Raw genomic sequence first — 26331 nt, forward strand, 5'->3', positions numbered from 1 at the left:
TGTTTGCGGCGAACCTGCTACAGGCCCGCCCCAAAGTCCAGCAACCCGGCCAAGAGCAGGCGCAAACCTGCCTGCTTTTTCTTGGCAAAAATACCCACTGCGCCACATCTAACCCCGCGCAACGCCAACAAAAAAGCGCCCCCGTCTCCGAGGGCGCCTCAACTGCGTCGACTTTCAGGATCAGCCGTCGAAATCAACCTGCTCGATCAGTTTCAGCGCATCAGGGCGCAGCTTGGCCAGATCCATCAGGTTCACGTCATCCGCCGTAAAGCTGCCCCAGCTTTGCACCAGGTCGTCCGCAGGCGTGTTGGGCGCGATCGGGTATTCAAAGTTGGCCGTGGCATAGATCTGTTGCGCTTTGGGCGAGGTCAGGAATTCCATCAGTTTCAGCGCGTTTTCCTCGTTGGGGGCGTGTTTGGTCATCGCCACCCCCGAGATATTCACATGCGCGCCACCGTTGTCGAAAGTGGGGAACACCACGTTGACCGAGTTCGCCCAGGCCTGCTGTTCCTCGTCTTTCAGCATCTTGCCCATGTAGTAGGTGTTGCCGATGGCGATGTCACACTCGCCTGCCCAGATTGCCTTGACTTGAGCACGGTCGTTGCCCTGGGGTTTGCGCGCCAGGTTGGCTTTTACGCCTTCCAGCCAGGTTTTTGCGCCGTCCTCTCCCAGGTGATGGATCACAGCAGCGATCAGCGCAACGTTATAGGCGTGGGTGCCCGACCGGGTGCAGATGCGGCCCTTCCATTTCGGGTCTGCCAGATCTTCATAGGTGGTGACCTCGCCCGGGGCGACACGGTCTTTGGAGGCATAGACGATCCGCGCACGGGTGGTCAGACCCCACCAATGGCCCTCGGGATCGTGATAGGCGGCGGGAACATTGGTGCTCAGCACCTCCGAGGCCACGGGGCGGGTCAGACCGGCATCCACAACGGCGGACAGGCGCGAAATATCCACGGTCAGCACCAGATCCGCAGGCGAGCGTTTGCCCTCGGCCTGAAGGCGTTCAACCATGCCCTTGGCCAGATAGGCTACGTTGACCTTGATTCCGGTTTCTTCGGTAAAGGCGTCCGTCAGCGGTTTCAGCAGCTCGGGCTGGCGATAGGAATACAGGTTTACGTCCTCGGCCAGGGCAGGGGCGGCGGTCAGGGCGACCAGGGCGCTGGCAACAAGGGTTTTGGCTTTGATGAACATTTTGTCCTCGGGTGTTGGCACGTTATCTGGGATGCGTTTAATCTGACTAAATTACTCGGGTCAATACCTGATTAAATATATCAGCTTATCGAGATGTGGCGCGTTGCTCGGCCTTGACGGCGTCCCACAGCTTGTCCATTTCCTCCAGGTCTGACTGTTCGGGGCGCTTTCCCATCTCTGCCAGCTTGGTCTCAACACCCTGAAAACGCTTTATGAACTTGGCATTTGCGGCGCGCAGAGCGGCTTCGGGTTCGACCCCCAGATGGCGGCCCAGATTGGCCATCACGAACAGCAGATCCCCGAATTCTTCCTCGACTTCGGTCTGCGCCAGCTCGTCGCGCGCCTCGCGCAGTTCGGCGGCTTCTTCGGCGATCTTGTCGATGACCTGATCGGCCGAGGGCCAGTCAAAGCCCACCCGTGCGGCCCGTTTTTGCAGCTTATACGCCCGCAGCAAGGCCGGCAGGCCCACAGCCACCCCATCCAGCGTGCCGGTCTGGTGTTTGCCCGCGCGTTCGGCGGCTTTGATGGCCTCCCAATCGCGGGTCTGCTGTTCGGCGGATTTGTCCCGGTTTTCATCGCCAAAGACATGGGGATGCCGCGCGACCATCTTGTCCGACATGGTGTCGGCGACCTGGTCAAAGGTGAACAGCCCACGTTCGCTGGCCATCTGAGCATGGAACACCGATTGGAACAGCAGATCGCCCAACTCGCCCTTCAGCTCGTCCCAGGCCTCGCGTTCGATGGCATCGGCGACTTCATAGGCCTCTTCGATTGTATAGGGGGCAATGGTGCTGAAATCCTGCTCGATATCCCAGGGGCAGCCATTGTCAGGATCCCGCAGACAGCGCATGATTTCCAGCAGGCGCGGCATCCCGCCCTTGGGATTGTGGATCAGATCAGTGTCAGGCATCGCGGGCTCCGGCATTTGAGGTCGGGTGCAGACTGGCCCGATGTTTGAGCGGAGTCCAGATGCTGGCTGGGCTTGACCTTGGGGTGGGGCAAGGTAGAATTTGATCAAATTGTGATGCGCAACAGAAACGGGGCAGAGCATGGCACTGGAAGACGCGAAGAAACAGATTGATGCAGCCTTCACCCGCGAGGACCTGAAGGGGCTGAGCTATGAGAACGCCTTTGCCGGGGCCACCTCGTTCTTGCGGCGCAAATACACCAAGGATCTGGCCGGCGTGGATCTGGCTGTGACCGGCGTACCCTTTGATCAGGCCGTGACCAACCGCACAGGCACCCGCATGGGCCCGCGCGCCATCCGCGAGGCCAGCACCCTGCAACCCTATGATCCGCCCTATGGCTGGGGATTCGATCCGCTGGGCGAGTTCGCGATCATCGACTATGGTGATTTGGCCTTTGACTATGCCAATGTCAGCGGCACGCCCGCCGCCATCCAGCAGCATTTTCAAACGCTTCTGGCCGGGGGCGTGGGCACGGTCACGCTGGGCGGGGATCACTTCATTACCTTGCCGATCCTAAAGGCCTATGCCGAAAAATACGGGCCGCTGAGTGTGATCCAGTTCGACGCGCATTCCGACCTGTGGGCCGATGACGATATGGAGCGGATCGACCACGGGACCTTTATGTATAAGGCGGTCAAGCTGGGGCTGGTGGACCCGAAACGCTCGGTCCAGATCGGGATTCGCACCGAATGCGACGATTATTGCGGGATGAACTACATTGACGCGCGCACAGTCCACGAGGATGGCCCCGCCGCCATCGCCCGCCGGGTCAAAGAGATCGTCGGTGATCATCAGACCTATGTGACCTTTGACATTGACTGCCTGGATCCGGCCTTTGCGCCGGGCACCGGAACGCCAGTGTGGGGCGGTCTGAGCAGCGGTCAGGCGGCCATCATCCTGCGCGATCTGGCGGGGATCAACATGGTCGGCGGTGATATTGTCGAGGTCAGCCCTCCCTATGACACCACCGGCGCCACGGCCGTTGCGGGGGCCCATGTCGCGATGGAGCTGATTTGTTTGTGGGCGTGGACGCGCCGTCAGGCTTGACCCCGTCGCGCGACATCCCAACTGTGCAGGGAAACAAAGCAAGGGACGTTTGCGATGAATTGGCTGTGGGTGATTGTGGTTCTGGTGGTCGGTTTCGGCCTGTATGTGCGTTTGGCGCCCTCGGATGCGGGCAAGTGGCATCAGCCGGTGAAGGGCACGGATGACAAGACCTTCAAGAACGGTGCCTTGCGGATTGTCTCGGGGGGCGTCGACACGTTTGCCGCCCTGGACAGCGCCATTCGTGCCACCGAGCGCACCACCGTCCTGGCCGGGTCGCTGGAGGAAGGGCACGTTACCTATGTCACGCGCTCGGCCTTGTGGGGGTTCCCGGATTACACCACGATCGAACTGCGCAAGACCGGCATTGCCATCCTTGGCCGCGCGCGGTTCGGGCGCTCAGATATTGGTGTCAACAAGGCCCGGATCGAGGCTTGGCTTCAGGCTCTGTAACGGCTGTTGGCGCGAGGCGCTCAGACAGCCCTGCGCCACTTCGCGCCACATCGGCACGTTCAGCGACATCTGGCATTGGGCCATGAACATTCGCCCGTCGACCTGCAGGCAGATGGTCTGACCCAGCTCGATGCGGGCGCCGCTGGTGTCGGTGCAATAGCAATCCACGGTTTTGCCCCCGATATTGGCATCTGCCAGGGCGGGGCCGCTCATCAATATCAAGGCCAGGATCATACGCATATGCGCATGATAGCACAGGCGCGGGGCTTGACCAAACCCGGTCAACAGGGCAAGGAACACCCATGATTTCCATTGACCGGTTAGAGCAGATTACCCAGCGGTTCCAATTTCTTGAGGCCATGATGGCCGAAGGAAGCGGGGATATCGCTGCCCTTGGACGCGAGTATGCCGAGCTGCGCCCCGTGGTCGAACAGGTGCAGGCCTATCGCCGCCTTCTGGATGACATCGCCGAGGCCGAGGCGATGCTGGACGATCCCGAAATGAAGGCCCTGGCAGACGAAGAGCTGCCGGGATTGCGGGCCCAATTGCCCGAGGCCGAGCAAGCGCTGCAACTGTCGTTGTTGCCCAAGGACGCCGCAGATGCGCGCCCCGCGATGATCGAGATTCGCCCTGGCACCGGCGGGGACGAGGCCGCGCTGTTTGCGGGCGATTTGCTGCGGATGTATCAGCGCTATGCCGAAACCCATGGTTGGTCTTTTGACATCCTGGAAATGCAGGACACCGAACTGGGCGGCATCAAGGAAGTCACCGCTCATGTCAAAGGCGAAGGCGTTTTTGCGCGCCTGAAATTCGAAAGCGGTGTGCACCGGGTGCAACGGGTCCCCGAAACGGAAAGCGGCGGGCGTATCCATACCTCGGCGGCGACTGTGGCCGTGTTGCCCGAGGCCGAAGAGGTGGATATCGAGATCAATCCCAACGACTTGCGCATCGACACCATGCGCAGCTCGGGCGCGGGCGGACAGCACGTGAATACCACCAATTCCGCCGTGCGGATCACCCACATTCCCACCGGCGTCGTGGTCACCAGCTCGGAAAAATCGCAGCACCGCAACCGCGAAATCGCGATGAACGTGCTGCGCGCGCGCCTGTATGACATGGAGCGGCAGAAGGTCCATGACGAACGCTCGGCTGATCGCAAGGCGCAGGTGGGCTCGGGGGATCGCAGTGAACGCATTCGGACCTATAATTTCCCGCAAGGCCGCATGACGGATCACCGCATTAACCTGACGCTATATAAGCTGGATCAGGTGATGCAGGGTGATCTGGATGAAATCATCGACGCGTTGACCGCCGAGCATCAGGCCGCCTTGCTGGCCGAGATGGACGGGTAAATGCGAATCCAGCAAGCGCTGCGCGATCTGGCCGCGATCGTGGCCGAAGGTGGGGTGGAAACGCCCGCGCGCGAGGCCCGTTTGCTGCTGGCGCATGCAATGGATGTACCGCACGAACGGCTGGTCCTGATGGCCCATGACGAATTGGACCCGGCGATTTATGAACGGGCAATCACCTATTGTATGCGCCGATCCGTGGGCGAGCCGACGTCGTTGATCCGGGGGTATCGCGATTTTTATGGCCGCGCCTTCACCGTGACCGAAGACGTCCTGGACCCGCGCCCCGAAACCGAAATTCTAGTGACCGAGGCGCTTGCGCAGCCGTTTGAAACCGTACTGGACTTGGGCACTGGCTCGGGCTGTATCCTGATCAGTTTGCTGGCCGAGCGCCCGAGTGCCAGCGGGATTGGAGCCGATCTGTCCGAGGCCGCGCTGGAGGTGGCCGAGAAGAACGCCCGCGATCTTGGGGTTCTGAATCGGGCCGGGTTCCTGCACAGCGATTGGTTCAGCGGCGTTTCTGGGACCTACGACCTGATCGTGTCGAATCCGCCCTATATCTCGGATGCAGAAATGGCCGAGCTATCGCGCGAGGTGCTGAATCACGATCCGCGCATGGCGCTGACACCGGGCGGGGACGGGCTGGACCCGTATCGTATTTTGGCCAGCCAGGCGCAGGGATACCTGCAACCCCGGGGGCGCATCCTGTGCGAGATCGGCTGGAAACAAGGCTCCGACGTGGCCGCACTGTTCCACACGGCAGGCTGGGCGGATGTCCGCATTCTGCCAGACTTGGATGGGCGCGATAGGGTCCTTGCGGCAACACGCAGCTGAAAACATCTGGCCAAGGCCACTTTTTTCCCGAATTTGCGGGAATCTGACCTGATTGCCCTTGTGTTTGCGCCCCTTTACGCTTTACTCAGGTCCCGTCGATACGGTGGATGCACCCGGTTCAACTCTGGCGCGGTCCCGGTCGACATCAAGCCAAAAATGTTGTGATCTCGTCTGTTTTTCAGGGTGCATGAGGCACCGGGCGGGGGCAACACTACGATATTTCAGGGCTGGATAGCAGGAATATGAGATCTTCAAAAAGCCGCTCGCGGTCCAAGTCGAACCGCAACAACAACCGCTCGGTCGGGAACATCGTCAACCGTGTGTTCGACAGCAGCGGACCCGAGGGGAAAGTGCGCGGCACCCCGCAACAAATTATTGACAAGTATAACCTACTTGCGCGCGATGCTCAGCTCAGCAACGACCGCGTGGCGACGGAAAACTTCCAGCAGCATGCCGAACATTATCTGCGTCTGCTGTCCGAAGCGCAGCGTGAACAAGAGGCCAAGCGCGAAGAGCAAGAGCGCCAGAATCGTGAACGCCAGGCTGAACGCGATCGCGAGCGCGCCGCGCGGCAGGAACGCGAAGCCGCTGAGAAGGCCGAGAAGGAAGCCGCCGCCGCGGACGCCTCTCAGGCCGATGTGATGGATGTCGCGGACAGCGGAGGCGACACTGGTCTGGTAGAGACCCCGGAAAGCAAATCCGAGGAACCCGAGGAAAAGCCCAAATCCTCGCGTTCGCGCAGCCGCAGCACCCGCACGACCCGCTCGACAAAGACCGTGTCTAAGACTGAAGAAACACCGCCCGAACAGCCCCCGGCAACCGAGGCAACAGAATAAGAAAACGCGGGTCCAGGTGGCCCGCGTTTTTTTAGGCCTTGATGTTGCGGGCCAGCGCGCAGAACTGCTCAAGCGACACGGTTTCCGCCCGGTCCGTCGGTTTGATCCCCGAGGCGATCAGGCGATCCTCCAGATCCGGGGCGATGCCCTTCAGCGCGGCGCGCAGCATTTTGCGCCGCTGGTTGAACGCCTTGGCGACCACGCGTTCCAGCGTTTTCGCATCCGCAGCGAAGCGCGGCTCGGGCAGGGCGGTCAGATGCACGACGGCTGAATGCACCTTGGGCGGCGGGCTGAAGGCCTCGGGCGGCAAGTGCAGCACAATCTGGGTGTCCGTGCGCCATTGCGACAGAATTGCCAACCGGCCATAGGCCTTGGAACCGGGCTGCGCAACGATCCGCTGCGCGACCTCTTTCTGGAACATCAGCGTCAGAGAGGACCAGAAGGGCGGCCACTCCTTAGGGGTCAGCCAGCGGATCAGCAGCTCGGTCCCCACATTATAGGGCAGATTGGCGGCAATCCGGATGGGGGGCGTCAGATGGGCCAGCGGGTCCACCTGCAATGCGTCGCCGTTGATCACCTCAAGCTGTCCAGGATAGGCGTCACCAATCTCAGCCAGCGCGGGCATGCATCGGCTGTCTTTTTCGATCGCCAGCACTTTGCGCGCACCTTCGGCCAGCAACCCGCGGGTCAGACCACCGGGGCCGGGGCCGATTTCCAGCACATCGCACGCAGACAGATCCCCGGCCAGTCGCGCGATCTTCGCGGTCAGGTTCAGATCCAGCAGAAAGTTCTGCCCCAGCGATTTCTTGGCGGCGATACCGTGGGAATCGATCACCTGACGCAGAGGGGGAAGGGAGTCGATGCCGCTCATGCCGTGGCCTTTCTTGCATCGGCCATCTGCGCGGCCAGTTTCAGTGCTTCGATCAGCGAATTGGGGTCAGCCTGACCAGTGCCCGCGATGTCAAAGGCGGTGCCATGGTCGGGCGAGGTGCGGATGAATGGCAGGCCCAGCGTCACGTTCACGCCGCCCGCGAAATCCAGCGTCTTGATCGGGATCAGCGCCTGGTCGTGATACATGCAGATCGCCGCGTCATAGCCCGCACGGGCAGCGGCGTGGAACATCGTGTCGGCAGAGCGTGGGCCGTCAATCGCCAAGCCTTCGGCGCGCAGGGCGTCCAGAACCGGGGCGATAAGCGTAATTTCCTCGGAGCCCATCGCGCCGCCTTCGCCGGCATGGGGGTTCAGGCCAGCGACGGCCAGACGCGGATTGGACAGGCCGAAATCGCGGATCAGTGCGGCATGGGTGATGCGGATCGTTTGTTCCAGCAGATCAGAGCTCAGCAGCGCGGGCACAGCGGCCAGGGCCTCGTGAATTGTGGTCGGGACCACGCGCAATTGCGAACACGCCAGCATCATCACCACGCGTTCAACCCCACCCAATGCGGCCAGGTATTCGGTGTGGCCCGGATAGGCAAAATCCGCGCCGTCCTTTAGCGCCTTTTTGTGGATCGGAGCGGTGGTCAGCGCACAGGCCTGGCCTGATTGAACCAGTTCGACACCACGCGCGATCACGTCGATCACGCCTTGCGCATTGGCTGGATCAGGGCGGCCCGGAACGGCTGGCGCCGCAAAGGGGTGATGCAGCACGGGCAAAGCCGCTGCCGCGACCTTGGCCGCGTCGGCCGGGTCGGAAATAACCTGATGCTGTGTGCCTTCGGGCAAGTGGCGCGCATCGCCGATATAGAAGAACGGCAGGCTGTCGCGCAGCCTATCCCAGGCCGCAGCCGCGATTTCGGGCCCGACACCGGCCGGTTCCCCACAAGACAGCGCGATGGGTTGTGTCATTCCTCGATGATCCGGGCATCGGCCAGAAGCTCTTGCAGATAGCCCTCGGCCAGGGCTTGCAGGCGCTGGTTGCGCAATTGAGCGGTCAGTTCCTCGCGCGAGGCCTCCTGGTTCAAGACCGGGGTACGGGCGCACAGCATCACCAGCATCAGCGTTTCGCCGTTATTGCGCGTCAGGTTGGTCGAGAATTCGCCCTTGTCCAGCTTGGACAGCTCGATCCCGATATCACGCGGCACCTCACCCGGTTTCTGGGTGGAAATCGTCAGGATTTCAGGCGGTTGCCCCTTGGCGTGACCATAGAGATCATCGCAGGTATCGGTGTCATCCATGATGGCCTGCGCGGCCGCCAGGGCCTCGGCAGAGCGCCCGCCGGGGATCAGATAGGTGGCATATTCCAGCGCGGCCGTGCGCGGCGCACGATAGGCGCTTTCGGCGATGTCCCGCATCTGGAACAGGGCGACGGCGCCTTTCAACGGGATCGGTTCGGACACGTCCCCGGGGTTCAGCGCCATGATGATGGGCTGCAGCGGTGGCGGAAGTTTGGTGACAGCGGTCCATTTCAGGCGCCCGCCGTCATTGCGCGAATTCGACGCCGAATAGCGGCGCGCGTAATCCGAAAACTGTTTGATCGATTTGGCCTGTGACAGTTCTTGCGCCAGCGCGAGGGCTTGCTGTTCTTTGCCTTGCGGCATGGGGATTACGATTTCAGACAGCAACACCTGGGCCGAACTGTTGGACGCCAATGCCTGCAACGCCTTGTCGATATCTGCCTCGGACACGACCGAGCGCGACGCGAACCGCGCCCCGATCACGTTCCGCCAGGCCAGGCCGGCCAGCATGAAGTCGTCAAAGGTTTCTTGTGCAATGCCATTGCTTTGTAAGGCGGCCTTGAACTGATCCGGGGACATATTCGCGCGGCCTGCGAACTCTTTCAGACCCTCTGCCATGGCTTCGTCGTCGATCTGGATGCCCAGCTCAGCTGCCGCGTCCAGTTTCAGCTTGTCTTCGATCAGCTGTTTGCGGGCTTCTGTCACTGAATCTCCGCGCGGGTTCAGCACCTCGAGCATCAGCTGACGTTGTTCCAATTCGTAATAGGTGATGGCGCGGTCATTGACCCGGATCGCGGGGGAAAACAGGCTTTGGGCCTGAACGGTCGCGGTGGTCGTGGCCAGCATCCCCACCGATGCCAGTGCAAGAAAAATTTGGCGCATTCTACGTGTCTTCATTCTTTAGTTCCTGCAGCTGCGGGCATAGCTTTGATCCGTCTTATTGGCGCTAAACCCCTTGAGGCTGACGGTAAACCCGAAATTGGTCGACGGTTCAACGATAGTCGAAGATGTGAACCGGCGCGAGAGGGTGACATTCATTTCGATACACTCATTCAGGTAGCGTAGGCCAAGTCCCGCCTGTGTGGCCCGATGGCCCGCGATGTCATAGCGCCAATCAATGGTGCCCGTCCAGTGACGCCCCAACCGATGAGAACCATCCAGCGCCCATTCAGAAACGGTGTTGGTGCGGTCCTCTTCGGCATCTGCGCCCAGCCAGACATAGGACAGCCCCAGTGCCGAACTTGTGTTCTGCCAGTTGGCGCGGGCTTCGGCTTTGTGAACGTCCAGGTGGTTGCCCAACAGGGTGCGCGCAGACAGGCCCAGCCCCTTGGCCGACTGGATTTGACCAGCGACCAGAAGATCCGAGGTCACACCGGTCAGCCCGGAACTGACCGAGAACGTGGCATCCGCATCCTCGCGCAACACCTGGCCCAGGGTCAGGGCCGAGCTCCAGCCCGAAGGCGCCGTGCGGGTCCAGTTGATGCCGATCGCGCCAGCGGCACCGCGCTCGCGGCGATCTGGAGCAGGGAAATGCGACAGGCTCAGCAGGTTGCCCTCGTCAAATTCCACGCGGGTGCTTTCGTCATTGGGAATGTCCAGGCTGGTGCCGCCGCTCCACCCCAGCATCATCACGGGTTCCAGCACATGCACAGCCCCCGAGGCCGTGGTTTTCAGCCAGGGCCAGCGCAGGGTCAGGGTGCTTTGCGGGGTAAAGGCGACCTCTTGATCGACCGTTGCAACCACGTCCTGGTTGATCCAGAAGGCATCCACATCCCCGCCAATCATGAATTCAGCGCGCATCCCGCCGGGCAACATCCAGTTGCGCAGCCACTTGGCCGAGGCCTGCGCACGCGTCACATCGCGCCCATCGCCCCAAATATCACTGTCTGGTCCGTCAGTGGCGGTATCGGATGCCCGATAATGCGCATGCGCATCCAGCGACAGCCGCAGCTCTCCGCCCAGTCGCGCGGGGAAATACCTGTGGCGCTGTTCCGCGTCCAGAATGACGGTGGGAATCGTACCGTTGTCCTCGCCGTCGCGCAGAGATTGATAGGTCGCCAAGGCCAGGCGACGATGCTCATCGCGTTTGGTGCGGGTCAGCGCGATTTCGCTTTCCAGCCTGTCTTTGTCGGAAAAATCATAGTCCAGCAAATAGGCGCGGTCGGTCACGGCCTCTAGTTCAAAGCTAAGCTGATAGTCGTTTTTCAGATCAAACAGCCCGTGCCCAAAGACAAAGCCACGCAGCTCCCCGGGTTGCAAAGTGTCATCGCTCAGCGCGCCGCTGAACTCGATCGTGCCGCGGCGAAACGCCTGGCGATAGCGCCATTCCAAGGTGCTGGTCTGAGACGAAAAGAACGGGCTAAGCGTCAGGTCCCGGTGATCGCCCATGCGGATGAAATAAGGGATTTTCAGCCCCACACCCAGGTCCGAGCTTTGCTTGAGCGACGGGATCAGAAAACCGGTCGCGCGCGTCACCGATGGGTCGGGCAGGCGCAAGCGCGGCAGCCACAGGATGGGCACATCCATCACCCGCAATTGCGCGTTCTCGAAGTAAAGCTGGCGCTCTTCCTGATCATGAATGGTGCGTTTGGCGCGGATTTGCCAGACCGGAGGGGTGTTGTCATTACACACCCGACACGAGGTCGCTGCGACCTTGTACAGCTGGGTATAGCGCCCGCCCGAGCGATCCAGTTGCGTCGCCGCCAGTTGGACCCGCTGATCCATGATCATCCGCGCACCCCGCAGCAACCCGTTTTCCAGATTGCGATCCAGCTCACCTGATCCGGCCAGGACCACGGTGTCGCCGCCGTCGGTCATGGTGATCGGACCGTCAATGATCAGGCGGTTGGAGGGGCGGTGGAACTCGATCCTTTCGGCGCGCAACCGCGTCGAGCCATGCAAAACCTCGACGTGACCCTCGGCGATCAGGCGGTCCCGCCCGTCCAGGCGCACGCTGTCAGCCACCAGAACCGCCGCGCGATCCTGCGCAACAACGGCCGTCGCCAGCGACAGAAACAGCGCACAGAAAAGGGTCAGAAACCGGGTCATCCGTCCTCCATATGCAGAAGGATGCCCATCGCCAACAGCACCGAGGCCACAGGCGGCGCCCAGGCCGCCAGTATGATCGGCAGTTGGCCGTTTTCGCCCAGGATTTGCGCGAAGTTGCGGATGTAATACAGACCAAACCCCAGCATAATCGCGGCCAGTACCGAAATGCCGGTATGGCCGAACCGGGTATGGCGCATGGTAAAGGCCGAGGCCACAAGAACCATGGCAATCAGAAACAGCGGGCGGGCCAGCTCGATTTGTAGCCAAACCGCATGACGGCGGGCCGAAAACCCGGCCTCTTGCAACTGCTGAATATATTGCGGCAAATCCCACACCGAGATCACCCCGGGCGTGCCAAAACTATCGCGAATCCGATCCTGTGTCAGGGTCGAGGCCAATTTCAACGTGTCGTGTGTGACGGCCGAGCCTTCGGGATTCAGGCCCGCGGTCAGCGGCCAGACCTTGGCATCGGTCAACGACCAGGCCCCATCAGACAGGGTGGCGCTGCGGGCCTCGATCCGGCGCACCGGGCCTCCCTCGGGGGCATAGGCCAGAAAGGTGACATCAAAAAGCGTGGTGCCGTCCGCATTGGCGTTGCTGGCGCGGATCACCGTCTGCCCTTCGCTGCCGCCCTGGCGCAGCCACAACCCTTCGGAGCTGATCGACAGCACGTCAGAGCCTTCGTTGCGATACCCGTCATAGAGATCATTATACCGTTTCGACGTCACCGATACGATCGGGTTCGCCATGCCAACGACGATGAGCCCGATCAGCGCAGCGACGGTCACCGGCGCTACAAGGCTACGCAGCGCCGAGCGCCCCGCAGCCCGCGCCACGACCAGCTCGGAAGATCGCGACAGGCCAAGAAACAGGGTGATCGTCGACAGGATCATCACCAGCGGCAGGATGTCATAGATCGATTTGGGTGCGTTCAGCAGGGTTAGCTCGAATATCTGTGGCAAGCTCACGCCGCGCGCAGAAAAGCGGCTGATCTGTTCGACCAGATCAATCAGCGCCATCAGCATGAAGAACACGCCCAGAATGCCCAGGAAAATCATCGCAAACTTGCGCGCAAAATAGAGATAGAGCGTCATGCGGCGGCCTCCGGTGCTTGCAGGCGCGGGCGCCGCGCGCGACCGGCCCAGGCCAGCATTGCGACAGCCATCAGGATGCCGGCAACCGAGGGCGCATAGACCAGCGGCCACAGTTCAGGGGCGCTTTCGACGGCATCTGCTGACAGGCCCTCGATCAGCTTGATCACCACCAGCAGCACCAGCGCGGCCACGATCTGTCGCCAGACCCCAAACCGCGAGAAGCTGCCCAAAAGCAGCGTCGCAAACCCGATCAGTGCGGCGGCCAGGCACAGGAAGGCCTGGTTGAACCGGTTGTGCACGGCGACAATCACCCGGCCCACTTGGTCTTGGGCGTTTTGCGCCACGCGTTCGGGATTTATCAGCATGTCCCATGAACTGGCCTGATTGACACCGCGAATTTGCTCCTCCGAGGCCCGGATCAGCGCGGTGATGTCATAGGAAAAATCGTCAAAATGCGTGGTGAACAGGCGGTTGCCGTCGCGGGTAAAGCTTTGCGACATGCCATCCAGCATCACCAGTTTCACCTTGTCGTTCTGGTTCAGCAAATAGGCGCGCGTGGCAGTAAACGTCTGGGCGCTGTCCGGTTTGCGCCGATCCGACAGGAACACGTCCTCGAGCGTCCCGTCAGGCGTGATCTGGCGAATAAAGAAGGTCACGCCCTCGGCCGGGTGCAGAAATGTGCCCTCGCTCAGCAGTCTCGCGGTGATGTTTTCAGCGATCTCGGCCTCGCGGTTTTGCATCTGATACAGGCTGGCTGGTACCAGGAAATGCGTCAGCGCGGACATCATCACCCCGACGATCAGCCCGTAATACACCACGGGTCGCGCCAACCGCCACGGGCTGAACCCGGTGGCTTGCATCACCACCAGCTCGGATTCGTTGCTCAGCCGGTTGGTGATATAGACCGAGGCCGCGAACACCGCCATCGGCAGCACGATGCGGATCACGTTGGGCAGGGTCAGGGCGGTGAATTCCAGGAACACCATTGCGGATTGGCCATCGCCCACCAGACGGTCAAACAGCCGCACGGCCCGGTTGATCCAATAGATCGACACCAGCACCAGCGAGAAGAATCCGAACAGGACCAACAGCTGTGACAGCATGTATCTGTCGAATTTGGCCAAAATACCCCCCCGGGAATGACATTTTCTCAGCAGTGTTACCCCAACCGGTCCCGGGGGAAAACTGCTATCTGGTCAAGGTGGCAAGGTCACGCTAGGACTCTGTCCAAACCTGTTTTGGAAGGAAGCCGCATGACCACCCCCGTAAGCGTTCAATTTGTTGAGACGGATATCGAAAAAATCGCCGAGGCCGAGGGCCGGATCGCGGTGGTTCTGGGCAGCCGGGGCAACCTGCACGCTGGCGCGGCGCGCGTGAACCGGTTGTGCAAAGGGGCGCTGAAACGCTTTATCGGATCCGACGCCTTTGCCGACATGAAGCCCGGTGACATGAAGTCAATCAGCTGGCCAGTCGGCATGGCCGCCGAGGCGATCGACGTGGTCAAACTGGACAAGGGCGCCAAATCCCCCGAGGTGCGCAAATCGGGCGCTGCCATCGGGGCGGCCAAGGGCAAGAAACCGCTGCTGGTGCTTTGCAATAACCTCAACCGCGCCGAAGAGCTGGCGCTTGGCGTTTCCCTGCGCAACTATGCATTTACCGCCCGTAAAAGCGCCGAGGCCGAGCCCGTGGGCGACGTGACCTTCATGGTCAACACACCTGATGATGTGGCCGCGCGCTTTGCCCCGCTGAACGCCGTGGCCGAAGGTGTGTTCTTTACCCGGGATCTGGTCAGCGAACCAGCCAACTATCTGACCACCACCGAATTCGCCAACCGCCTGGACGCGCTGACAGACCTGGGTCTGGATGTCGAAGTGCTGGAAGAAGACAAGCTGGCCGAGCTGGGCATGGGCAGCCTGTTGTCTGTTGGCCAGGGCTCGGACAGCCCCTCGAAGGTCGTGGTCATGCAATGGAACGGTGGCGGGGACGAAGCCCCCCTGGCGCTGGTCGGCAAAGGCGTGGTGTTTGACACCGGCGGGATCTCGCTGAAACCGGCCGCTGGCATGGAAGACATGACCATGGATATGGGTGGCGCGGGCGTTGTGGCCGGTGTCATGAAAACTCTGGCCATGCGCAAGGCCAAGGCCAATGTTGTCGGTCTGGTGGGCCTGGTGGAAAACATGCCGTCGGGCAATGCGACCCGTCCGGGCGATGTGGTGACCTCGATGAAGGGCGACACGATCGAGGTGATCAACACCGACGCCGAGGGCCGCTTGGTTCTGGCCGATGTGCTGTGGTACGCGCAGGATCGCTTTGCGCCTGCGGGTATGATCAACCTGGCGACGCTGACCGGCGCGATCATCATCGGGCTGGGGCATGAAAATGCTGGGGTGTTCTCGAATGACGATGGGATCTGCCGCAACTTCCTGAAAGCCGCCGAGTCCGAGGGCGAGGGCGCGTGGCGGATGCCGCTGGGTCAGGCCTATGACAACATGATCAAGTCCAACATCGCCGACATCAAGAACACCGGTGGGCGGCCAGCAGGATCGATCACCGCGGCGCAATTCCTGAAACGCTTCGTCAAGGATGAAACCCCGTGGATTCACTTGGATATCGCGGGTGTGGCCAGCGTGAAGGCCCCAACGACCTACGCCCCCAAGGGCGCAACGGGCTGGGGTGTGATGGCGCTGAACCGGCTGGTCCAAGACGTCTATGAAGCCAAAGACGAGGCCTGATCCCCGTGGGCGCCGTCTATTTCTATCACCTGACGCGACAGCCGCTGGAGGCCACGTTGCCCATGTTGCTGAGCAAATCGCGTCAGGCGGGCTGGACGGTTGCCGTGCGCGGACAAGATGCCGGGCGCATGGAATGGCTGGATCAAAAACTGTGGCAGGGCCCCGATGACGGGTTCCTGGCGCATGGTCTGGCGGGCGGTCCGCATGACGCGTTGCAGCCGGTCTTGTTGACCACGGGGCCAGCGGCCAATGATCCGCAATGCCTGATGACGATCGATGGCGCGCCCGTCAGCGCTGACGAGGTAAGCAAGATGGAGCGGGTCTGCGTCCTGTTTGACGGGACCGACGACGAGGCCGTCCAAAATGCACGGGTGCAATGGAAAACGCTGACAGATGCGGGCTGTTCGGCGCAATACTGGTCAGAAGAATCCGGTCGATGGGAGAAAAAGGCTGAAAAATAGAGCCTTAGGCGTCAAAGCTTATCTGGTTAACAGCAAAGCATCCGGTGTGATCTCGATTTTCGAATATCGCTGAAGATAAGACATGCCCAGCAAGGATGTGTCCATCTCTCCTTCATTCACCCAGGCATAAATATTCGTATCATTATAATGGCCTACGGTGAATTCTTTAAGTGATACGCGCGCTGTCCTGACCGGTCCATTGGCCGTCACTGCCTCGCCGACAAAGGCCAGCTGGTCACGATCTAACCCGACGCGCTCGGCGTCATTCAGCGTCATCACGATACCCGAAGCCCCGGTATCCACAACAAAGCGAATGGGGGCCTCATTCACGATGGCGGTCAGGTAATAGTGCCCATCAGGCGCGCGGGGCAGCTCGATCTGCCCGGTCGTCAGGACCGATTGTTGTGGCAGTGCGGTTCGGCGGATGTCGCCCCACATACCCACGGCCGCGATCACGCCCAAGAAGAGGAACACCCATATCAGCGCGTGCTGAGAAAGCTTGGACAAGCTGCGCGGGCGTTGCGAAATGTACCAGCCGCCCACCGCAATCAAGAGCAGCAATAGATAGGCCAGTCGACCGATTTCCCAACTTTCCATGCTGATTTCCTTTTGGTGGCGCTGACACTCATATAGGGGCGCAGCGCCGGGATTACAGCCTCAGCCGGCCAGACCGAAGGCTCTCAGCCCGTCCAGAACGAATTGCACGGCCAGCGCACATAGCAACATCCCCAACAGACGAGTGACCACGTTGATGCCTGTTTTGCCCAAGGCGCGCTCGAGCCAACCCGCTGTTAAAAATAGCAAAAACGCGATCACCAAAACGCAGATGGTCACGCCCAGTGTCATCGTCAGTCCCATCCAGCCAGGGGTTTGCCCTGCCAGCAGGATCACCGTGGCGATAGAGCCCGGACCTGCGATCAATGGGATGCCAAGCGGAAAAACCGATGGGTCTTCGCTGTGGTCGTCTTCCTCGGCCTGGTCCTTGCGGCGTTTCGTGCGGCGTTGAAACAGCATGTCCAGAGCCGTCAGAAACAGCAGCAATCCCCCGGCGATCCGAAAGGCAGGCATGGAGATGCCTACAAAACCCAGCACGGCCTCGCCGAAAATGGCGAACAGACACAAGACGAAAAACGCGACCAGAACGCCGCGCAGCGCAATGGCGCGTCGGCGCTGTTGGGGCAGACCCTGTGTTAGCGCGACGAACATGGGCGTCAGTCCGATCGGGTCAATGATCACGAACAGTGTCACGAACCCGGTGATAAGAAATGCAGTGTCCATGTGCCTATGCTAGCCGGGGGCGTAGGGCGCTGCCAGACCTTAATTGCGATGTCGGAAGAATGAGAATTGCAGAATAATCACAATAAGATACCGGGCAGTCATAAGATTAACCTTTAAGAGTTCTCAGCGACTTCCAGCTTTTCCAAGGCGGTCATCCACAGCTCTTCGGCCCGATCCATGGCTTCGCGCAGCTCGGCGTATTTCTTTTGCAGAACGACGGCCTCGCCCTGACGTTCGGCGAACAGGCTGGGATCGGCCAGACGGGTCTGGAGCTTTTCATCCATCTCGTTCAGCTTCTCGATCCGGGCCTCGCATTTACGTACATCCGACCGCAGGGCCATCAGCTCGTCCCGCGAAGCCTTTTTACGGACAGCAACAGGTTTGGGTTTCTCGGGCTTGGCTGGCTTATCGGATTGCAGCAGCATCTTGCGATAGGCGGGCAGATCGTCCTCGAACGGTTGAACGGCACCGTCATTGACCAGCCACAGCCGGTCCGCGACCATCGACAGCAAGTGCATGTCGTGGCTGACCAGAACCACGGCGCCGGTATAGGCATTCAAGGCCTCCATCAGCGCTTCGCGGCTTTCGATGTCCAGGTGGTTGGTCGGTTCGTCAAGGATCAGCAGATGCGGCGCGGGCAGGGTGGCCAGCAGCAGCGACAGGCGCGCCTTTTGCCCACCGGACAGGCGGCCGACCTCGGTTTCGGCTTGCTCTGCCATCAGGCCAAACCCGGCCAGACGGGCGCGCAGCTTGGCGGGCGTTTGGTCGGGCAACTCGCGCTGGATATGTTGCAGGGGCGTTTCGTCCACATGCAATTCATCGACCTGATGCTGGGCGAAGAAGCCGATCCTAAGCTTGGACGAGCGTGAAATTCGCCCCTCCATCACCGGCAAACGATCCGACAGCAGTTTGGCCAGCGTGGATTTGCCCTGACCGTTCTTGCCCAGCAGCGCGATGCGGTCGTCCTGATCAATGCGCAGGTTCAGACGCTTCAGAATGGGCGTGTCATCATAGCCAACGCTTGCGCCCTCGGTCGAGATAATGGGCGGCGACAGGGTTTCGGGTTCGGGGAAGGAAAACACGGTGCGCGCGGCATCTTCGGGCGCGCGGATCACCTCCATCTTTTCCAGCATTTTCACACGCGATTGCGCCTGTTTGGCCTTGGTCGCCTTGGCCTTGAAACGATCGACAAAGCTTTGCAGATGGGCGCGGCGCGCCTCTTGTTTCTTGGCCTGAGCGGCCTGAATCGCGCGCTGCTCGGCCCGTTGACGCACGAATTGATCATAGGGGCCGGTATAGTAGGTCAGCTTGCGGTTTTCCAAATGCAGGATGGCGCCCACGGCGCGGTTTAGCAATTCACGGTCATGGCTGACGATGATCACGGTGTGCGGATATTTGGCCAGATAGTTTTCCAGCCAAAGCGCCCCTTCCAGATCCAGATAGTTGGTGGGTTCGTCCAGCATCAGATAGTCAGGCTGCGCGAACAGAACAGCGGCCAGGGCCACGCGCATCCGCCAACCACCTGAAAAGGCGCTGCAGGGCATTTTCTGCTCGTCCGCATCAAAGCCAAGACCGCGCAGGATTGACGAGGCCCGCGCCTCGGCCGACCAGGCATCGATATCCGTCAGGCGGGTCTGGATGTCGGCGATGCGGGTCGGGTCGGTGGCGGTCTCGGACTCGGCCATCAGGGCGGCGCGTTCGGTATCGGCGGCCAGAACGGTATCCAGCAGGCTGACCTCGTTTCCGGGCACTTCCTGCGCGACGCCGCCAATGCGTGCGCGGGCCGGGATCTGGATGGAGCCGCTGTCCAGATGCAAATCGCCCCGGATCAGTTTGAACAGCGTGGTTTTGCCCGCGCCATTGCGGCCGATCAGGCCCACTTTGTGGCCTGTGGGAATGGTGGCGCTGGCCCCTTCGAAAATGGGGCGGCCCTCGATGGAATAGTGCAGGTCATCAATCCGTAACATGGCCCCGCAGTGGACCAGCGCCGGGGGGCTTGTCAATGTCGGAATGCAAGGGTGCAGGAAAGCTCTTTATCCCTATGCGAACGCGTGCTAGAGGCGAGCCAGGATTAATCATTTTGAAACAGGAGCGCGCCCCATGGCCATCCAACGCACCTTCTCGATCATCAAACCCGATGCAACCGCCCGCAACCTGACCGGCGCGATCAACGCCAAGCTGGAAGCCGCAGGCCTGCGCATCGTCGCCCAGAAACGCATCCACCTGACCAAAGCCCAGGCCGGCGTGTTCTACGAAGTGCACAAAGAGCGTCCCTTCTACGACGAACTGTGCGAATTCATGGCCTCGGCCCCGATCGTCGTTCAGGTTCTGGAAGGCGAAGACGCCATCCTGAAAAACCGCGAAGTCATGGGCGCCACCAACCCGGCCGAAGCCGCCGAAGGCACCATCCGCAAAGAGTTCGCCCTGTCGCTGGGTGAAAACTCGATCCACGGTTCGGACGCGCCCGAAACCGCCGCGGTTGAAATCGCGTACTTCTTCTCGGGTCTGGAGCTGGTGGGCTAAGCCTTCCGCTCGATCACACCGATCTCATCAAGGGCCGCTTCGAGTTTCGAGCGGCCCTTTTTGCTGTCCGGTTTCTGGGCGGCTTTCAGGGCATCGAATGTCTTGCGCAGGGCGGCTTTTTCCGCGCCCTGGCAATCGTTCCAGGGGCGCCCCTGCAAGCCCATCACCAGCGCATAGTAACCGATGAAATGGGGTTTCGTGCCGTGCGCCATCAGCTGGGCATAGGCTGCGTCTGCGCCCATGTCGCGCAGCTGTTCGGCGCTGTGAATGCCCGCGCGGGCAAAGGAGGCATCCGAGGCCGGGCCAAGGTTGCGAATGGTGGAAACAGGGCTGCTCATGCGGGCAGGTTAGCCTTGTGCGTGGCGGCTGTCATCACCAGGATTTCTATTTTCAGGTCTCAGATGCTGGCGTAATCGGTGAAGATCGGCTTAGCTTGTTGCGGCTCTTTCACCGGCTGGGGGGCCGGCTTCGGGGCGGGAACGGGCATCGGGGCCTGAGGGTGCTGTTGCTGTGCCATTGTTTGGCTCCTTTCATCTGCTCTACACACCGCGCTGCGGGAAAAACTCCCGCAGCGGAACTGGTTACAGGGCAATCCTATCGCAGAAATGGGGCATGCTGAGGGATGGGGCGTGACGGGAACGGGGCTGAAATATGCCGATATATCCGCCACCCGCGCCGTTGGCGCACAGGGGCATTGTAGTAAGGCAGGTCATGAAAAAATCCTTGGTTTAAAATATACCAAGGATGTTAGCGTGCGGGAAATCTGGGCGTAAAGGGGAGGAATTCCCCACCCGCGCCATTTCTGATTGCTTGGAAATATGCCCCGGCAAAGGTGGGCTTTGCCGGGGCCAGAGAAATGAGACCGGGTAATCGCCCAAGTCTGCAACTCTCGACTCTGATCGAGTCCGAGCCGTACATCCCATCTAGAGCGCCAAGCCGCAATAGCGAGAGCACAGATCATTTTTCCTGGGCCTCTGACGGCAATTCCGTCGGACCGCTTGACGGGTGTCCGACAGCGCCGTATTCAACGCTCAGGCGGGCCTGTAGCTCAACGGTTAGAGCAGAGCGCTCATAACGCTTTGGTTGCGGGTTCAAATCCTGCCGGGCCTACCAGCCTACCACATTGAGGTTTCTCAGGTGCGATAGGTTCCATTTCCCGCCTAGAAAATCGTTTTATTTCAATCTTCTCTGTTGGAATCGACTTGTTGTTTGTCCCATACAGTCCCATGCCAGCCCAGCCCATAGGGCACCCAAAATAGGGCATCGGGGTATCTCAGTGCCCTATTTGTTATTAGTTGCTCGAGAAATGTTGTGATGCTGAGAGAGCAGGCGTACTCGGCGAACCATTGCGGCTAGCATCGATGCCCCCCGAAGCTCGCTTTGGCAGTTTGCTGCCATCTCAGCCTGATCCTCCCCCTCTGAAGTGGTCCGGCCCTATAGTAAGGGAACGGAGGATTCGGATGGCTACGAAGAGACACAAGCCGGAAAAGATTGTCACTAGGCTTCGGCAGATTGAAGTGCTTGTCGGGCAAGGCAAGTCACGGGTGGATGGACGTGCCGATGAGAAGCGTCTGGTCGCGGACATGATCGAGCTGGCGCGTTAGTGCGGCTGCTGCGGTTATCGTCGGATCGCGGCTTTGCTGAGAGGCGCGGGCTGCCTCAAGCGACCTGTTCATCATGCAGGGTGTGACGGCTTACATCCGGTCTGACGACGGCCCGGAGTTCTTGGCTCAGGCCGTTCAAGATTGGATCAGGGCCCTCGGCGCAAAGACCGCCTACATCGCGCGCAGGTCACTTTGGGAGAACGGCTACTGCAAAAGCTTCAGCGCCAGGTTCCGCGATGAACTGCTCAACGGAGAAGCCTTCTACAGCCTTCGGGAAGCGGAAATCCTGATCGAGCAATGGAGGAAGCACTACAATACCAAACGACCACATAGTGCCTTGGGCTATCGCCCTCCCGCCCCGGAAACCATCATCCCGATGGACCCGAGACCAGTCATGCACTATCTGTGAAAATGGACCACTCAGGTGGGGCTGATCAAGCATTCGATCCGAGGTACGCATGTTTCTATTAGCCAACAGCTTATGCGCAAGTATCTGGACGAATTCACTTTCCACGCAAACCATCGCGAGGAATCGAAGCTGATATTTGATCGTCTTGTGGCTGCGTTTTTTTTTCACGGTCGCGGCGGTTTCAACGAATTCCGCCGCACTGATTGAGCCAACGCCACGCGCTTTCTCTTGGGAGATAAAGTCTTCTATTTGCCCAGTTTTCAGTGGTTTTTACAGAGATAACGTGCTGGATTCGCTCCAATATTCTTGACTTGCAATCGATTGTACCATAGAAAAGACGGGAAGGCACCGCAGGGCCTCCCCGTCGCCGTAACTCGCAAGTTACGGCATCAGGCTCTTAAAGCGGTTTGCCACATAGGGATACTCCTTAATCCTGCGTCCCGCGCGGAACTGGTTTGAGGCCAAGAATACCCAGAGGGTCGTGACCCCTCTGGGTATTCGCTTCTCCGGCCTCTGCGGAGGCTGGATTCTGATGAGGGTAAGAAAGGTCTTGTGCGACCTTATTCACCCAATCTGGTGGTTGCGTTGATTGAATACCTTGAGCGGCGGGCGGCAATTCGCGCACATCTTGCGACGCATCAGTTTGCGGCAAAAACCATTTACCACCACGTTTAACAACAACGCCTTCTTTCTTCATGCGTGAAAGCGTTGACGAAACAGTTGTGTTCCCTGTTTCTCGCCCGTTTTCCGTTAGTAAATGGGCGATTTCAGCGGGTGCAAGCCCCATCCCATCAGGGGCTAGAAGGTCAAGAATTTGCTCTTTGAGAGTCGGGCTGCTGTCAACTGTGGAACGTGACGCATGCGACAACGCAGGCTGACCAGTTAGAACCGCAAGGGCATCTGCAAGAGATTTGTGCTTAGCCTTCGACGCCTTAAGGGCTTCCGCCATCTCAGAAATCTGGCGGTCTGTTTCCTCGAGCTCTCGCTGGAGCACATCTATGGCTGGATTCGTTATCATGCACACCATATAGAAGGAAGGTACGTCATGCGTCAAGCGCCTTGTTTAGACTTATGCGGCAAGTCGTAGGTAGCAACTGGTGACGTAGTTTGCGTCAAGCGGTACGCCCCAGCAGAAACATTCCGAGAATTGATAAAAGGGAGCCCTGAGTTTAGGTTCTGCTGCGTCACTGATATGTTTCGACGCCAAATCGAAATGGTTCTATCTACTTGATCTGCTACCTGAGGTATTGTCGCGAGCATCATATTTACTAACAATATCAAATATTTACATATATATGATGCCGGGCCTACCACGTATCTCGCATTGAAACAGCCCTGCAGAGAGCACCCGTTTTGGGCGCCAAAAGTTTACGTTGCGTTAACCTGTTGGTCGTGCGACACTACCTATGGGAGAGAGGTAAACTGCGCGAGCATTTTGGAGGGTGAATGGACGTGATCCCACACTTAGAGGTTCTCGATCAGTCGAGGCCGGCGAGGGATGTGCCAGTGCCAAAGCGCAAGCCTCCGGGAGCGGGGCTTGCACTTGCCATTATATTGGCGGTGATTTTTTGGAGCTGTGTCATCGCGTTTGCGATCGTGGCCTGGCCGTAGTTTAGCGCGCGATAACGATATCTGCCCGCAAACCGCCCAGCGTATCACTTGAGCCCAGGCGCAAAACGCCTCCATGGGCGCGGGCGATGTCTGAGGTTATGGCCAGCCCCAACCCCACGCCGCCTCCTCGGTTCTGGTTGCGCGCGCTGTCCAGACGGGTGAAGGCCTTGAGGGCCTGTTCGCGTTTTTCAGGGGGTATGCCAGGACCGTCATCCTCGACCCGGATCCGCAGAGATTTTTCAGTGAGCGTGACCGAGACCTGCACTTTGCCGCCGTACCGCACGCCGTTTTCAATCAGATTGGACAGGGCGCGACGCATGGCGGTTGAGTTCAGCTGCACGATGCCTTCGCCGGTTTCCTGGATCAGGGTGACGTCCTGATTGGCGCGCTTGGCATCTTCGACCACGCCCCGAACCAACTGCATCGGGTCGGTGGGCTCGGGATCGCCCTCGGCGGCCCCACGAGAAAAGGCCAGGAACTCGTCCAACATCCGTTGCATATCATCCACATCACGCAACAGATCGTGGGCGTCGTCTTCTTCCAGCATGGACAGCCCCAGGCGCAGCCGTGTCAGGGGGGTGCGCATGTCGTGGCTGACACCTGACAACATCTGTGTGCGCTGTTCGATCTGCCGATCAATCCGCGCCCGCATGTCCAGAAACGCGTTGCCCGCCGCGCGGACCTCGGTGGCACCGGTGGGGCGATAAGGCAGCGAGCGCCCCTTGCCGAAGGCCTCGGCGGCGCGGGCCAGGCGGGTGATGGGCCGCAGCTGATTGCGCAGATAGATAAAGGCGATCAGCGTCATCAGCCCGCCAAAGAACACCATATGCACAAACAACTGATGCGCGTTCGAGGCCGACAGCCGCGCCCGATCCAGCTGTAGCACCACCTCGCCCTGGGGGGCGTCCACGAACAATAGGGCGTCATAGTCATCCGGCAGGGAAATCCCGGCCAGCTCGGGCAGTGCGGCCCAAAGGCTGGATTCCACATACAGCCCCGTAACGTCGTACCAGCGCCGCATACCTTTGGGGGCAGGGGGCGTGGTGCCCGGCGGGAACACAGTGATTTCCAAAGGGTCAGACAGGGGCCGCAGATGCGACGTGATCTGCATCCCCACCAGATCCGGCGGCAAATCATCCAGCAGCAGACGCACTTCGCGCACCACGGTCTGGGTCATCTGGCGGGTCACGCCCTCGAAGTGACGTTGCATGAAGACGACTGACACCACCAGTTGCAAGGTCACAACCGGCAGGATCAGGATCAATGCCGCACGGGAATACAGGCCGCGGGGCAAATAGCGTTTGAGCCAGCGAAAGAACATGGGCTAAACCTAACCGGCGAGCGATGGGAGAGGAATACACGATGTTGCCACCGGACGATTTCAATCCGCAGCCGGGGGTGGCCGAGACATTGGCTCCGGGGTTGCGCCGCATTTTGGCACCCAATCCCTCGCCGATGACCTATCGCGGTACGAACACCTATCTGCTGGGCGAACGTGACATCGCGGTCATTGATCCGGGCCCCGACGATCCGGTCCATCTGCAAGCGATTCTGGACGCGCTGCATTCTGGGCAGCGGGTGTCGCATATCATTGTCACCCATGCGCATCTGGACCACTCGCCTCTGGCGCGGGCCTTGTCCGCACGCACCGATGCACCGGTCTATGCCTATGGGGATTTTCGCGCAGGCCGTTCCGCAGTGATGGAGGATCTGGCCACCAAAGGATTGGCCGGCGGGGGCGAGGGTGTGGACGCGTTGTTTGCCCCTGATATCAACGTCGCGGACGGCACCGAAATTCAGGGCGATGGTTGGGCGTTGCGCGCGCTCTGGACTCCGGGCCATTTCGGGAACCATTTGTCCTTTGAATGGGAGGACGCGATCTTTACCGGAGATCTGGTCATGGGCTGGGCCAGCTCTCTGGTGTCACCCCCCGACGGAGACCTGACGGATTTCATGCGATCTTGTGAGCGACTGCAGGGGCATCACGCGCAGGTATTCCACGCAGGCCACGGCGCACCGGTTTCGAATCCGGCCGAGCGGGTCGAGTGGTTGCTGGCGCATCGTCGGGGGCGGGAAACGGCTATTCTTCAAGTGCTAGAGCAAACCCCAGGCACCGCCCGCAGCCTGGCCGAGCGGATCTATACAGAGACGCCCCCCGCCTTGATGGGGGCGGCCGCGCGCAACGTCTTTGCGCATCTCGTTGATCTGGTAGGGAAAAATCAGGTCGAACCAGAATCCGAGCTGTCCGAGGCCGCGCGTTTTATGCTGAAATGACTCCAGAACCCAGCGCCCTGAATTTTTTCGGAAAAATGACACAAAAGGCACTGGACGTCGGAAAAACTCAAAGCTATACACCGCCCCATGTTCCGGCGTAGCTCAGCGGTAGAGCAGTTGACTGTTAATCAATTGGTCGTAGGTTCGATCCCTACCGCCGGAGCCAATCAACCACTTGGTTGTAAAGAAAAAATGGCGATCCTCCGGGATCGCCTTTTTTCGTTTTTGCAACGATTTTGCAACGCGCTTCAAAGTTGCTAGCAGTCACCCAAGAAACAATCGGCACACCAATCAGGTTCTCTTCCCTCAAACATTTCTGCCCTAGGCAGTTCGCGCATGTTCCCCTTTGGTTCAAATAGTGGTGCCAACAATTAGCGCCAATCAACCTTGCGAGTACTATATGTCGAAACGCCTCTTCATCAGCCATTCATGGTCCTACAGCGAG

General features: G+C 60.1%; 26 protein-coding genes, 2 tRNA genes and 2 pseudogenes. 14 read left to right on the forward strand and 16 right to left on the reverse strand.

Annotation, left to right across the window (positions count from 1 at the left end):
* Positions 1-180: 180 nt before the first annotated feature.
* Positions 181-1194 (reverse strand): Fe(3+) ABC transporter substrate-binding protein, encoded by a 1014-nt coding sequence (locus ACXADQ_RS13885; protein WP_475321647.1) that lies wholly within the window; start codon positions 1192-1194, stop codon positions 181-183.
* Positions 1195-1279: 85 nt separating this feature from the next.
* A complete protein-coding gene (gene mazG, locus ACXADQ_RS13890) occupies positions 1280-2104 on the reverse strand; it encodes a nucleoside triphosphate pyrophosphohydrolase (RefSeq protein ID WP_475321649.1) in 825 nt (274 codons plus the stop codon).
* A 139-nt stretch (positions 2105-2243) separates the two neighbouring features.
* Between mazG and speB the strand changes: the two genes are divergently transcribed.
* A complete protein-coding gene (gene speB, locus ACXADQ_RS13895; RefSeq protein ID WP_475321653.1) occupies positions 2244-3209 on the forward strand; it encodes an agmatinase in 966 nt (321 codons plus the stop codon).
* Between the two features lie 54 nt (positions 3210-3263).
* Complete coding sequence (locus tag ACXADQ_RS13900) at positions 3264-3659, forward strand: DUF1499 domain-containing protein (RefSeq protein ID WP_475321657.1); 396 nt, start codon at positions 3264-3266, stop codon at positions 3657-3659.
* On the opposite strand, the gene ACXADQ_RS13905 is transcribed toward ACXADQ_RS13900, so the two are convergent.
* Positions 3606-3893: a hypothetical protein gene (locus tag ACXADQ_RS13905; RefSeq protein ID WP_475326084.1), complete on the reverse strand. Its 288-nt coding sequence runs from the start codon at positions 3891-3893 to the stop codon at positions 3606-3608. The two genes, ACXADQ_RS13900 and ACXADQ_RS13905, sit on opposite strands and share 54 nt — an antisense overlap.
* A 68-nt stretch (positions 3894-3961) precedes the next feature.
* On the opposite strand from ACXADQ_RS13905, the gene prfA reads away from it, so the two are divergent.
* The 3 genes from prfA to ACXADQ_RS13920 all read left to right on the forward strand — a co-directional run bounded on the left by prfA (position 3962) and on the right by ACXADQ_RS13920 (position 6678).
* Positions 3962-5011: a peptide chain release factor 1 gene (prfA, locus tag ACXADQ_RS13910; RefSeq protein WP_475321661.1), complete on the forward strand. Its 1050-nt coding sequence runs from the start codon at positions 3962-3964 to the stop codon at positions 5009-5011.
* Positions 5012-5842: a peptide chain release factor N(5)-glutamine methyltransferase gene (prmC, locus tag ACXADQ_RS13915; protein ID WP_475321664.1), complete on the forward strand. Its 831-nt coding sequence runs from the start codon at positions 5012-5014 to the stop codon at positions 5840-5842. It abuts the gene before it with no gap.
* Between the two features lie 242 nt (positions 5843-6084).
* Positions 6085-6678 carry a DUF4167 domain-containing protein gene (locus ACXADQ_RS13920; RefSeq protein ID WP_475321668.1) on the forward strand — a complete coding sequence of 198 codons (594 nt, stop codon included), beginning with the start codon at positions 6085-6087 and terminating at the stop codon, positions 6676-6678.
* A gap of 31 nt (positions 6679-6709) precedes the next feature.
* Here ACXADQ_RS13920 and rsmA read toward each other — a convergent pair whose 3' ends face one another.
* Genes rsmA through lptF form a run of 6 tightly spaced genes read right to left on the reverse strand, consistent with a single transcriptional unit; the run spans position 6710 to position 14118 of the window.
* The gene (gene rsmA / locus ACXADQ_RS13925; protein WP_475321670.1) at positions 6710-7549 is read right to left on the reverse strand and encodes a 16S rRNA (adenine(1518)-N(6)/adenine(1519)-N(6))-dimethyltransferase RsmA; all 840 of its coding nucleotides are present in this window, start codon (positions 7547-7549) and stop codon (positions 6710-6712) included.
* Complete coding sequence (pdxA, locus tag ACXADQ_RS13930; RefSeq protein ID WP_475321672.1) at positions 7546-8523, reverse strand: 4-hydroxythreonine-4-phosphate dehydrogenase PdxA; 978 nt, start codon at positions 8521-8523, stop codon at positions 7546-7548. Before pdxA ends, rsmA begins: the two co-directional genes overlap by 4 nt.
* The gene (locus ACXADQ_RS13935; protein ID WP_475321674.1) at positions 8520-9749 is read right to left on the reverse strand and encodes a peptidylprolyl isomerase; all 1230 of its coding nucleotides are present in this window, start codon (positions 9747-9749) and stop codon (positions 8520-8522) included. Before ACXADQ_RS13935 ends, pdxA begins: the two co-directional genes overlap by 4 nt.
* Before the next feature lie 3 nt (positions 9750-9752).
* Positions 9753-11900 (reverse strand): LPS-assembly protein LptD, encoded by a 2148-nt coding sequence (locus tag ACXADQ_RS13940; protein ID WP_475321678.1) that lies wholly within the window; start codon positions 11898-11900, stop codon positions 9753-9755.
* Complete coding sequence (gene lptG / locus ACXADQ_RS13945) at positions 11897-12994, reverse strand: LPS export ABC transporter permease LptG (protein WP_475321682.1); 1098 nt, start codon at positions 12992-12994, stop codon at positions 11897-11899. The genes ACXADQ_RS13940 and lptG overlap by 4 nt, the downstream gene beginning before the upstream one ends.
* Positions 12991-14118 (reverse strand): LPS export ABC transporter permease LptF, encoded by a 1128-nt coding sequence (lptF, locus tag ACXADQ_RS13950; protein ID WP_475321686.1) that lies wholly within the window; start codon positions 14116-14118, stop codon positions 12991-12993. The genes lptG and lptF overlap by 4 nt, the downstream gene beginning before the upstream one ends.
* 129 nt (positions 14119-14247) lie before the next feature.
* Between lptF and ACXADQ_RS13955 the strand changes: the two genes are divergently transcribed.
* Positions 14248-15726 (forward strand): leucyl aminopeptidase, encoded by a 1479-nt coding sequence (locus tag ACXADQ_RS13955; RefSeq protein ID WP_475321690.1) that lies wholly within the window; start codon positions 14248-14250, stop codon positions 15724-15726.
* Positions 15727-15731: 5 nt separating this feature from the next.
* Entirely contained in the window at positions 15732-16187 is a 456-nt protein-coding gene (locus tag ACXADQ_RS13960) for a DNA polymerase III subunit chi (protein WP_475321694.1), read from the forward strand.
* Between the two features lie 18 nt (positions 16188-16205).
* Here the strand turns inward: ACXADQ_RS13960 and ACXADQ_RS13965 are convergent, their stop codons facing one another.
* The 3 genes from ACXADQ_RS13965 to ACXADQ_RS13975 form a co-directional block, all read right to left on the reverse strand.
* The gene (locus ACXADQ_RS13965; RefSeq protein ID WP_475321697.1) at positions 16206-16784 is read right to left on the reverse strand and encodes a retropepsin-like aspartic protease family protein; all 579 of its coding nucleotides are present in this window, start codon (positions 16782-16784) and stop codon (positions 16206-16208) included.
* A gap of 60 nt (positions 16785-16844) precedes the next feature.
* Positions 16845-17465 (reverse strand): MarC family protein, encoded by a 621-nt coding sequence (locus tag ACXADQ_RS13970; protein WP_475321701.1) that lies wholly within the window; start codon positions 17463-17465, stop codon positions 16845-16847.
* A 113-nt stretch (positions 17466-17578) separates the two neighbouring features.
* Positions 17579-19432 (reverse strand): ABC-F family ATP-binding cassette domain-containing protein, encoded by a 1854-nt coding sequence (locus ACXADQ_RS13975; protein ID WP_475321706.1) that lies wholly within the window; start codon positions 19430-19432, stop codon positions 17579-17581.
* Positions 19433-19565: 133 nt separating this feature from the next.
* Between ACXADQ_RS13975 and ndk the strand changes: the two genes are divergently transcribed.
* The gene (ndk, locus tag ACXADQ_RS13980; RefSeq protein WP_425097285.1) at positions 19566-19988 is read left to right on the forward strand and encodes a nucleoside-diphosphate kinase; all 423 of its coding nucleotides are present in this window, start codon (positions 19566-19568) and stop codon (positions 19986-19988) included.
* Here ndk and ACXADQ_RS13985 read toward each other — a convergent pair.
* Complete coding sequence (locus ACXADQ_RS13985) at positions 19985-20326, reverse strand: TfoX/Sxy family DNA transformation protein (RefSeq protein ID WP_475321712.1); 342 nt, start codon at positions 20324-20326, stop codon at positions 19985-19987. The genes ndk and ACXADQ_RS13985 overlap by 4 nt on opposite strands.
* Before the next feature lie 699 nt (positions 20327-21025).
* Here ACXADQ_RS13985 and ACXADQ_RS13990 point away from each other — a divergent pair.
* From ACXADQ_RS13990 to ACXADQ_RS14005, 4 genes and pseudogenes are all read left to right on the forward strand, one after another.
* Positions 21026-21101: transfer RNA gene (locus tag ACXADQ_RS13990), tRNA-Ile, on the forward strand.
* Between the two features lie 347 nt (positions 21102-21448).
* Entirely contained in the window at positions 21449-21592 is a 144-nt protein-coding gene (locus tag ACXADQ_RS13995; protein ID WP_475321716.1) for a hypothetical protein, read from the forward strand.
* Between the two features lie 52 nt (positions 21593-21644).
* Positions 21645-22001 (forward strand): annotated as a pseudogene (locus ACXADQ_RS14000) (integrase core domain-containing protein); the annotation flags it as partial.
* Positions 22002-22028: 27 nt separating this feature from the next.
* Positions 22029-22208 (forward strand): annotated as a pseudogene (locus ACXADQ_RS14005) (hypothetical protein); the annotation flags it as partial.
* 220 nt (positions 22209-22428) lie between these two features.
* Here the strand turns inward: ACXADQ_RS14005 and ACXADQ_RS14010 are convergent.
* Both ACXADQ_RS14010 and ACXADQ_RS14015 read right to left on the reverse strand, forming a co-directional pair.
* Positions 22429-22950 carry a hypothetical protein gene (locus tag ACXADQ_RS14010; RefSeq protein WP_475321720.1) on the reverse strand — a complete coding sequence of 174 codons (522 nt, stop codon included), beginning with the start codon at positions 22948-22950 and terminating at the stop codon, positions 22429-22431.
* A 663-nt stretch (positions 22951-23613) separates the two neighbouring features.
* Positions 23614-24933: an ATP-binding protein gene (locus ACXADQ_RS14015; RefSeq protein ID WP_475321724.1), complete on the reverse strand. Its 1320-nt coding sequence runs from the start codon at positions 24931-24933 to the stop codon at positions 23614-23616.
* A 41-nt stretch (positions 24934-24974) separates the two neighbouring features.
* Between ACXADQ_RS14015 and ACXADQ_RS14020 the strand changes: the two genes are divergently transcribed.
* Together ACXADQ_RS14020 and ACXADQ_RS14025 are read left to right on the forward strand one after the other, a co-directional pair.
* Positions 24975-25886, forward strand: coding sequence for an MBL fold metallo-hydrolase (locus ACXADQ_RS14020; protein WP_475321728.1), 912 nt, complete (start codon positions 24975-24977; stop codon positions 25884-25886).
* A 91-nt stretch (positions 25887-25977) separates the two neighbouring features.
* Positions 25978-26052: transfer RNA gene (locus tag ACXADQ_RS14025), tRNA-Asn, on the forward strand.
* Here ACXADQ_RS14025 and ACXADQ_RS14030 read toward each other — a convergent pair.
* Positions 26038-26313, reverse strand: coding sequence for a hypothetical protein (locus tag ACXADQ_RS14030; RefSeq protein WP_475321733.1), 276 nt, complete (start codon positions 26311-26313; stop codon positions 26038-26040). The genes ACXADQ_RS14025 and ACXADQ_RS14030 overlap by 15 nt on opposite strands.
* Positions 26314-26331: the final 18 nt, after the last annotated feature.

The organism is Thalassovita sp. ABM4_323 (assembly GCF_056158665.1).

What these genes read in the sequence shown, in the direction of transcription:
- ACXADQ_RS13885 (WP_475321647.1), bottom strand. Translation starts at nt 1,194, where the DNA reads ATGTTCATCAAAGCCAAAACCCTTGTTGCCAGCGCCCTGGTCGCCCTG.
- mazG (WP_475321649.1), bottom strand. Translation starts at nt 2,104, where the DNA reads ATGCCTGACACTGATCTGATCCACAATCCCAAGGGCGGGATGCCGCGC.
- speB (WP_475321653.1), top strand. Translation starts at nt 2,244, where the DNA reads ATGGCACTGGAAGACGCGAAGAAACAGATTGATGCAGCCTTCACCCGC.
- ACXADQ_RS13900 (WP_475321657.1), top strand. Translation starts at nt 3,264, where the DNA reads ATGAATTGGCTGTGGGTGATTGTGGTTCTGGTGGTCGGTTTCGGCCTG.
- ACXADQ_RS13905 (WP_475326084.1), bottom strand. Translation starts at nt 3,893, where the DNA reads ATGATCCTGGCCTTGATATTGATGAGCGGCCCCGCCCTGGCAGATGCC.
- prfA (WP_475321661.1), top strand. Translation starts at nt 3,962, where the DNA reads ATGATTTCCATTGACCGGTTAGAGCAGATTACCCAGCGGTTCCAATTT.
- prmC (WP_475321664.1), top strand. Translation starts at nt 5,012, where the DNA reads ATGCGAATCCAGCAAGCGCTGCGCGATCTGGCCGCGATCGTGGCCGAA.
- ACXADQ_RS13920 (WP_475321668.1), top strand. Translation starts at nt 6,085, where the DNA reads ATGAGATCTTCAAAAAGCCGCTCGCGGTCCAAGTCGAACCGCAACAAC.
- rsmA (WP_475321670.1), bottom strand. Translation starts at nt 7,549, where the DNA reads ATGAGCGGCATCGACTCCCTTCCCCCTCTGCGTCAGGTGATCGATTCC.
- pdxA (WP_475321672.1), bottom strand. Translation starts at nt 8,523, where the DNA reads ATGACACAACCCATCGCGCTGTCTTGTGGGGAACCGGCCGGTGTCGGG.
- ACXADQ_RS13935 (WP_475321674.1), bottom strand. Translation starts at nt 9,749, where the DNA reads ATGAAGACACGTAGAATGCGCCAAATTTTTCTTGCACTGGCATCGGTG.
- ACXADQ_RS13940 (WP_475321678.1), bottom strand. Translation starts at nt 11,900, where the DNA reads ATGACCCGGTTTCTGACCCTTTTCTGTGCGCTGTTTCTGTCGCTGGCG.
- lptG (WP_475321682.1), bottom strand. Translation starts at nt 12,994, where the DNA reads ATGACGCTCTATCTCTATTTTGCGCGCAAGTTTGCGATGATTTTCCTG.
- ACXADQ_RS13955 (WP_475321690.1), top strand. Translation starts at nt 14,248, where the DNA reads ATGACCACCCCCGTAAGCGTTCAATTTGTTGAGACGGATATCGAAAAA.
- ACXADQ_RS13965 (WP_475321697.1), bottom strand. Translation starts at nt 16,784, where the DNA reads ATGGAAAGTTGGGAAATCGGTCGACTGGCCTATCTATTGCTGCTCTTG.
- ACXADQ_RS13970 (WP_475321701.1), bottom strand. Translation starts at nt 17,465, where the DNA reads ATGGACACTGCATTTCTTATCACCGGGTTCGTGACACTGTTCGTGATC.
- ACXADQ_RS13975 (WP_475321706.1), bottom strand. Translation starts at nt 19,432, where the DNA reads ATGTTACGGATTGATGACCTGCACTATTCCATCGAGGGCCGCCCCATT.
- ndk (WP_425097285.1), top strand. Translation starts at nt 19,566, where the DNA reads ATGGCCATCCAACGCACCTTCTCGATCATCAAACCCGATGCAACCGCC.
- ACXADQ_RS13985 (WP_475321712.1), bottom strand. Translation starts at nt 20,326, where the DNA reads ATGAGCAGCCCTGTTTCCACCATTCGCAACCTTGGCCCGGCCTCGGAT.
- ACXADQ_RS13995 (WP_475321716.1), top strand. Translation starts at nt 21,449, where the DNA reads ATGGCTACGAAGAGACACAAGCCGGAAAAGATTGTCACTAGGCTTCGG.
- ACXADQ_RS14010 (WP_475321720.1), bottom strand. Translation starts at nt 22,950, where the DNA reads ATGGCGGAAGCCCTTAAGGCGTCGAAGGCTAAGCACAAATCTCTTGCA.
- ACXADQ_RS14015 (WP_475321724.1), bottom strand. Translation starts at nt 24,933, where the DNA reads ATGTTCTTTCGCTGGCTCAAACGCTATTTGCCCCGCGGCCTGTATTCC.
- ACXADQ_RS14020 (WP_475321728.1), top strand. Translation starts at nt 24,975, where the DNA reads ATGTTGCCACCGGACGATTTCAATCCGCAGCCGGGGGTGGCCGAGACA.
- ACXADQ_RS14030 (WP_475321733.1), bottom strand. Translation starts at nt 26,313, where the DNA reads ATGGCTGATGAAGAGGCGTTTCGACATATAGTACTCGCAAGGTTGATT.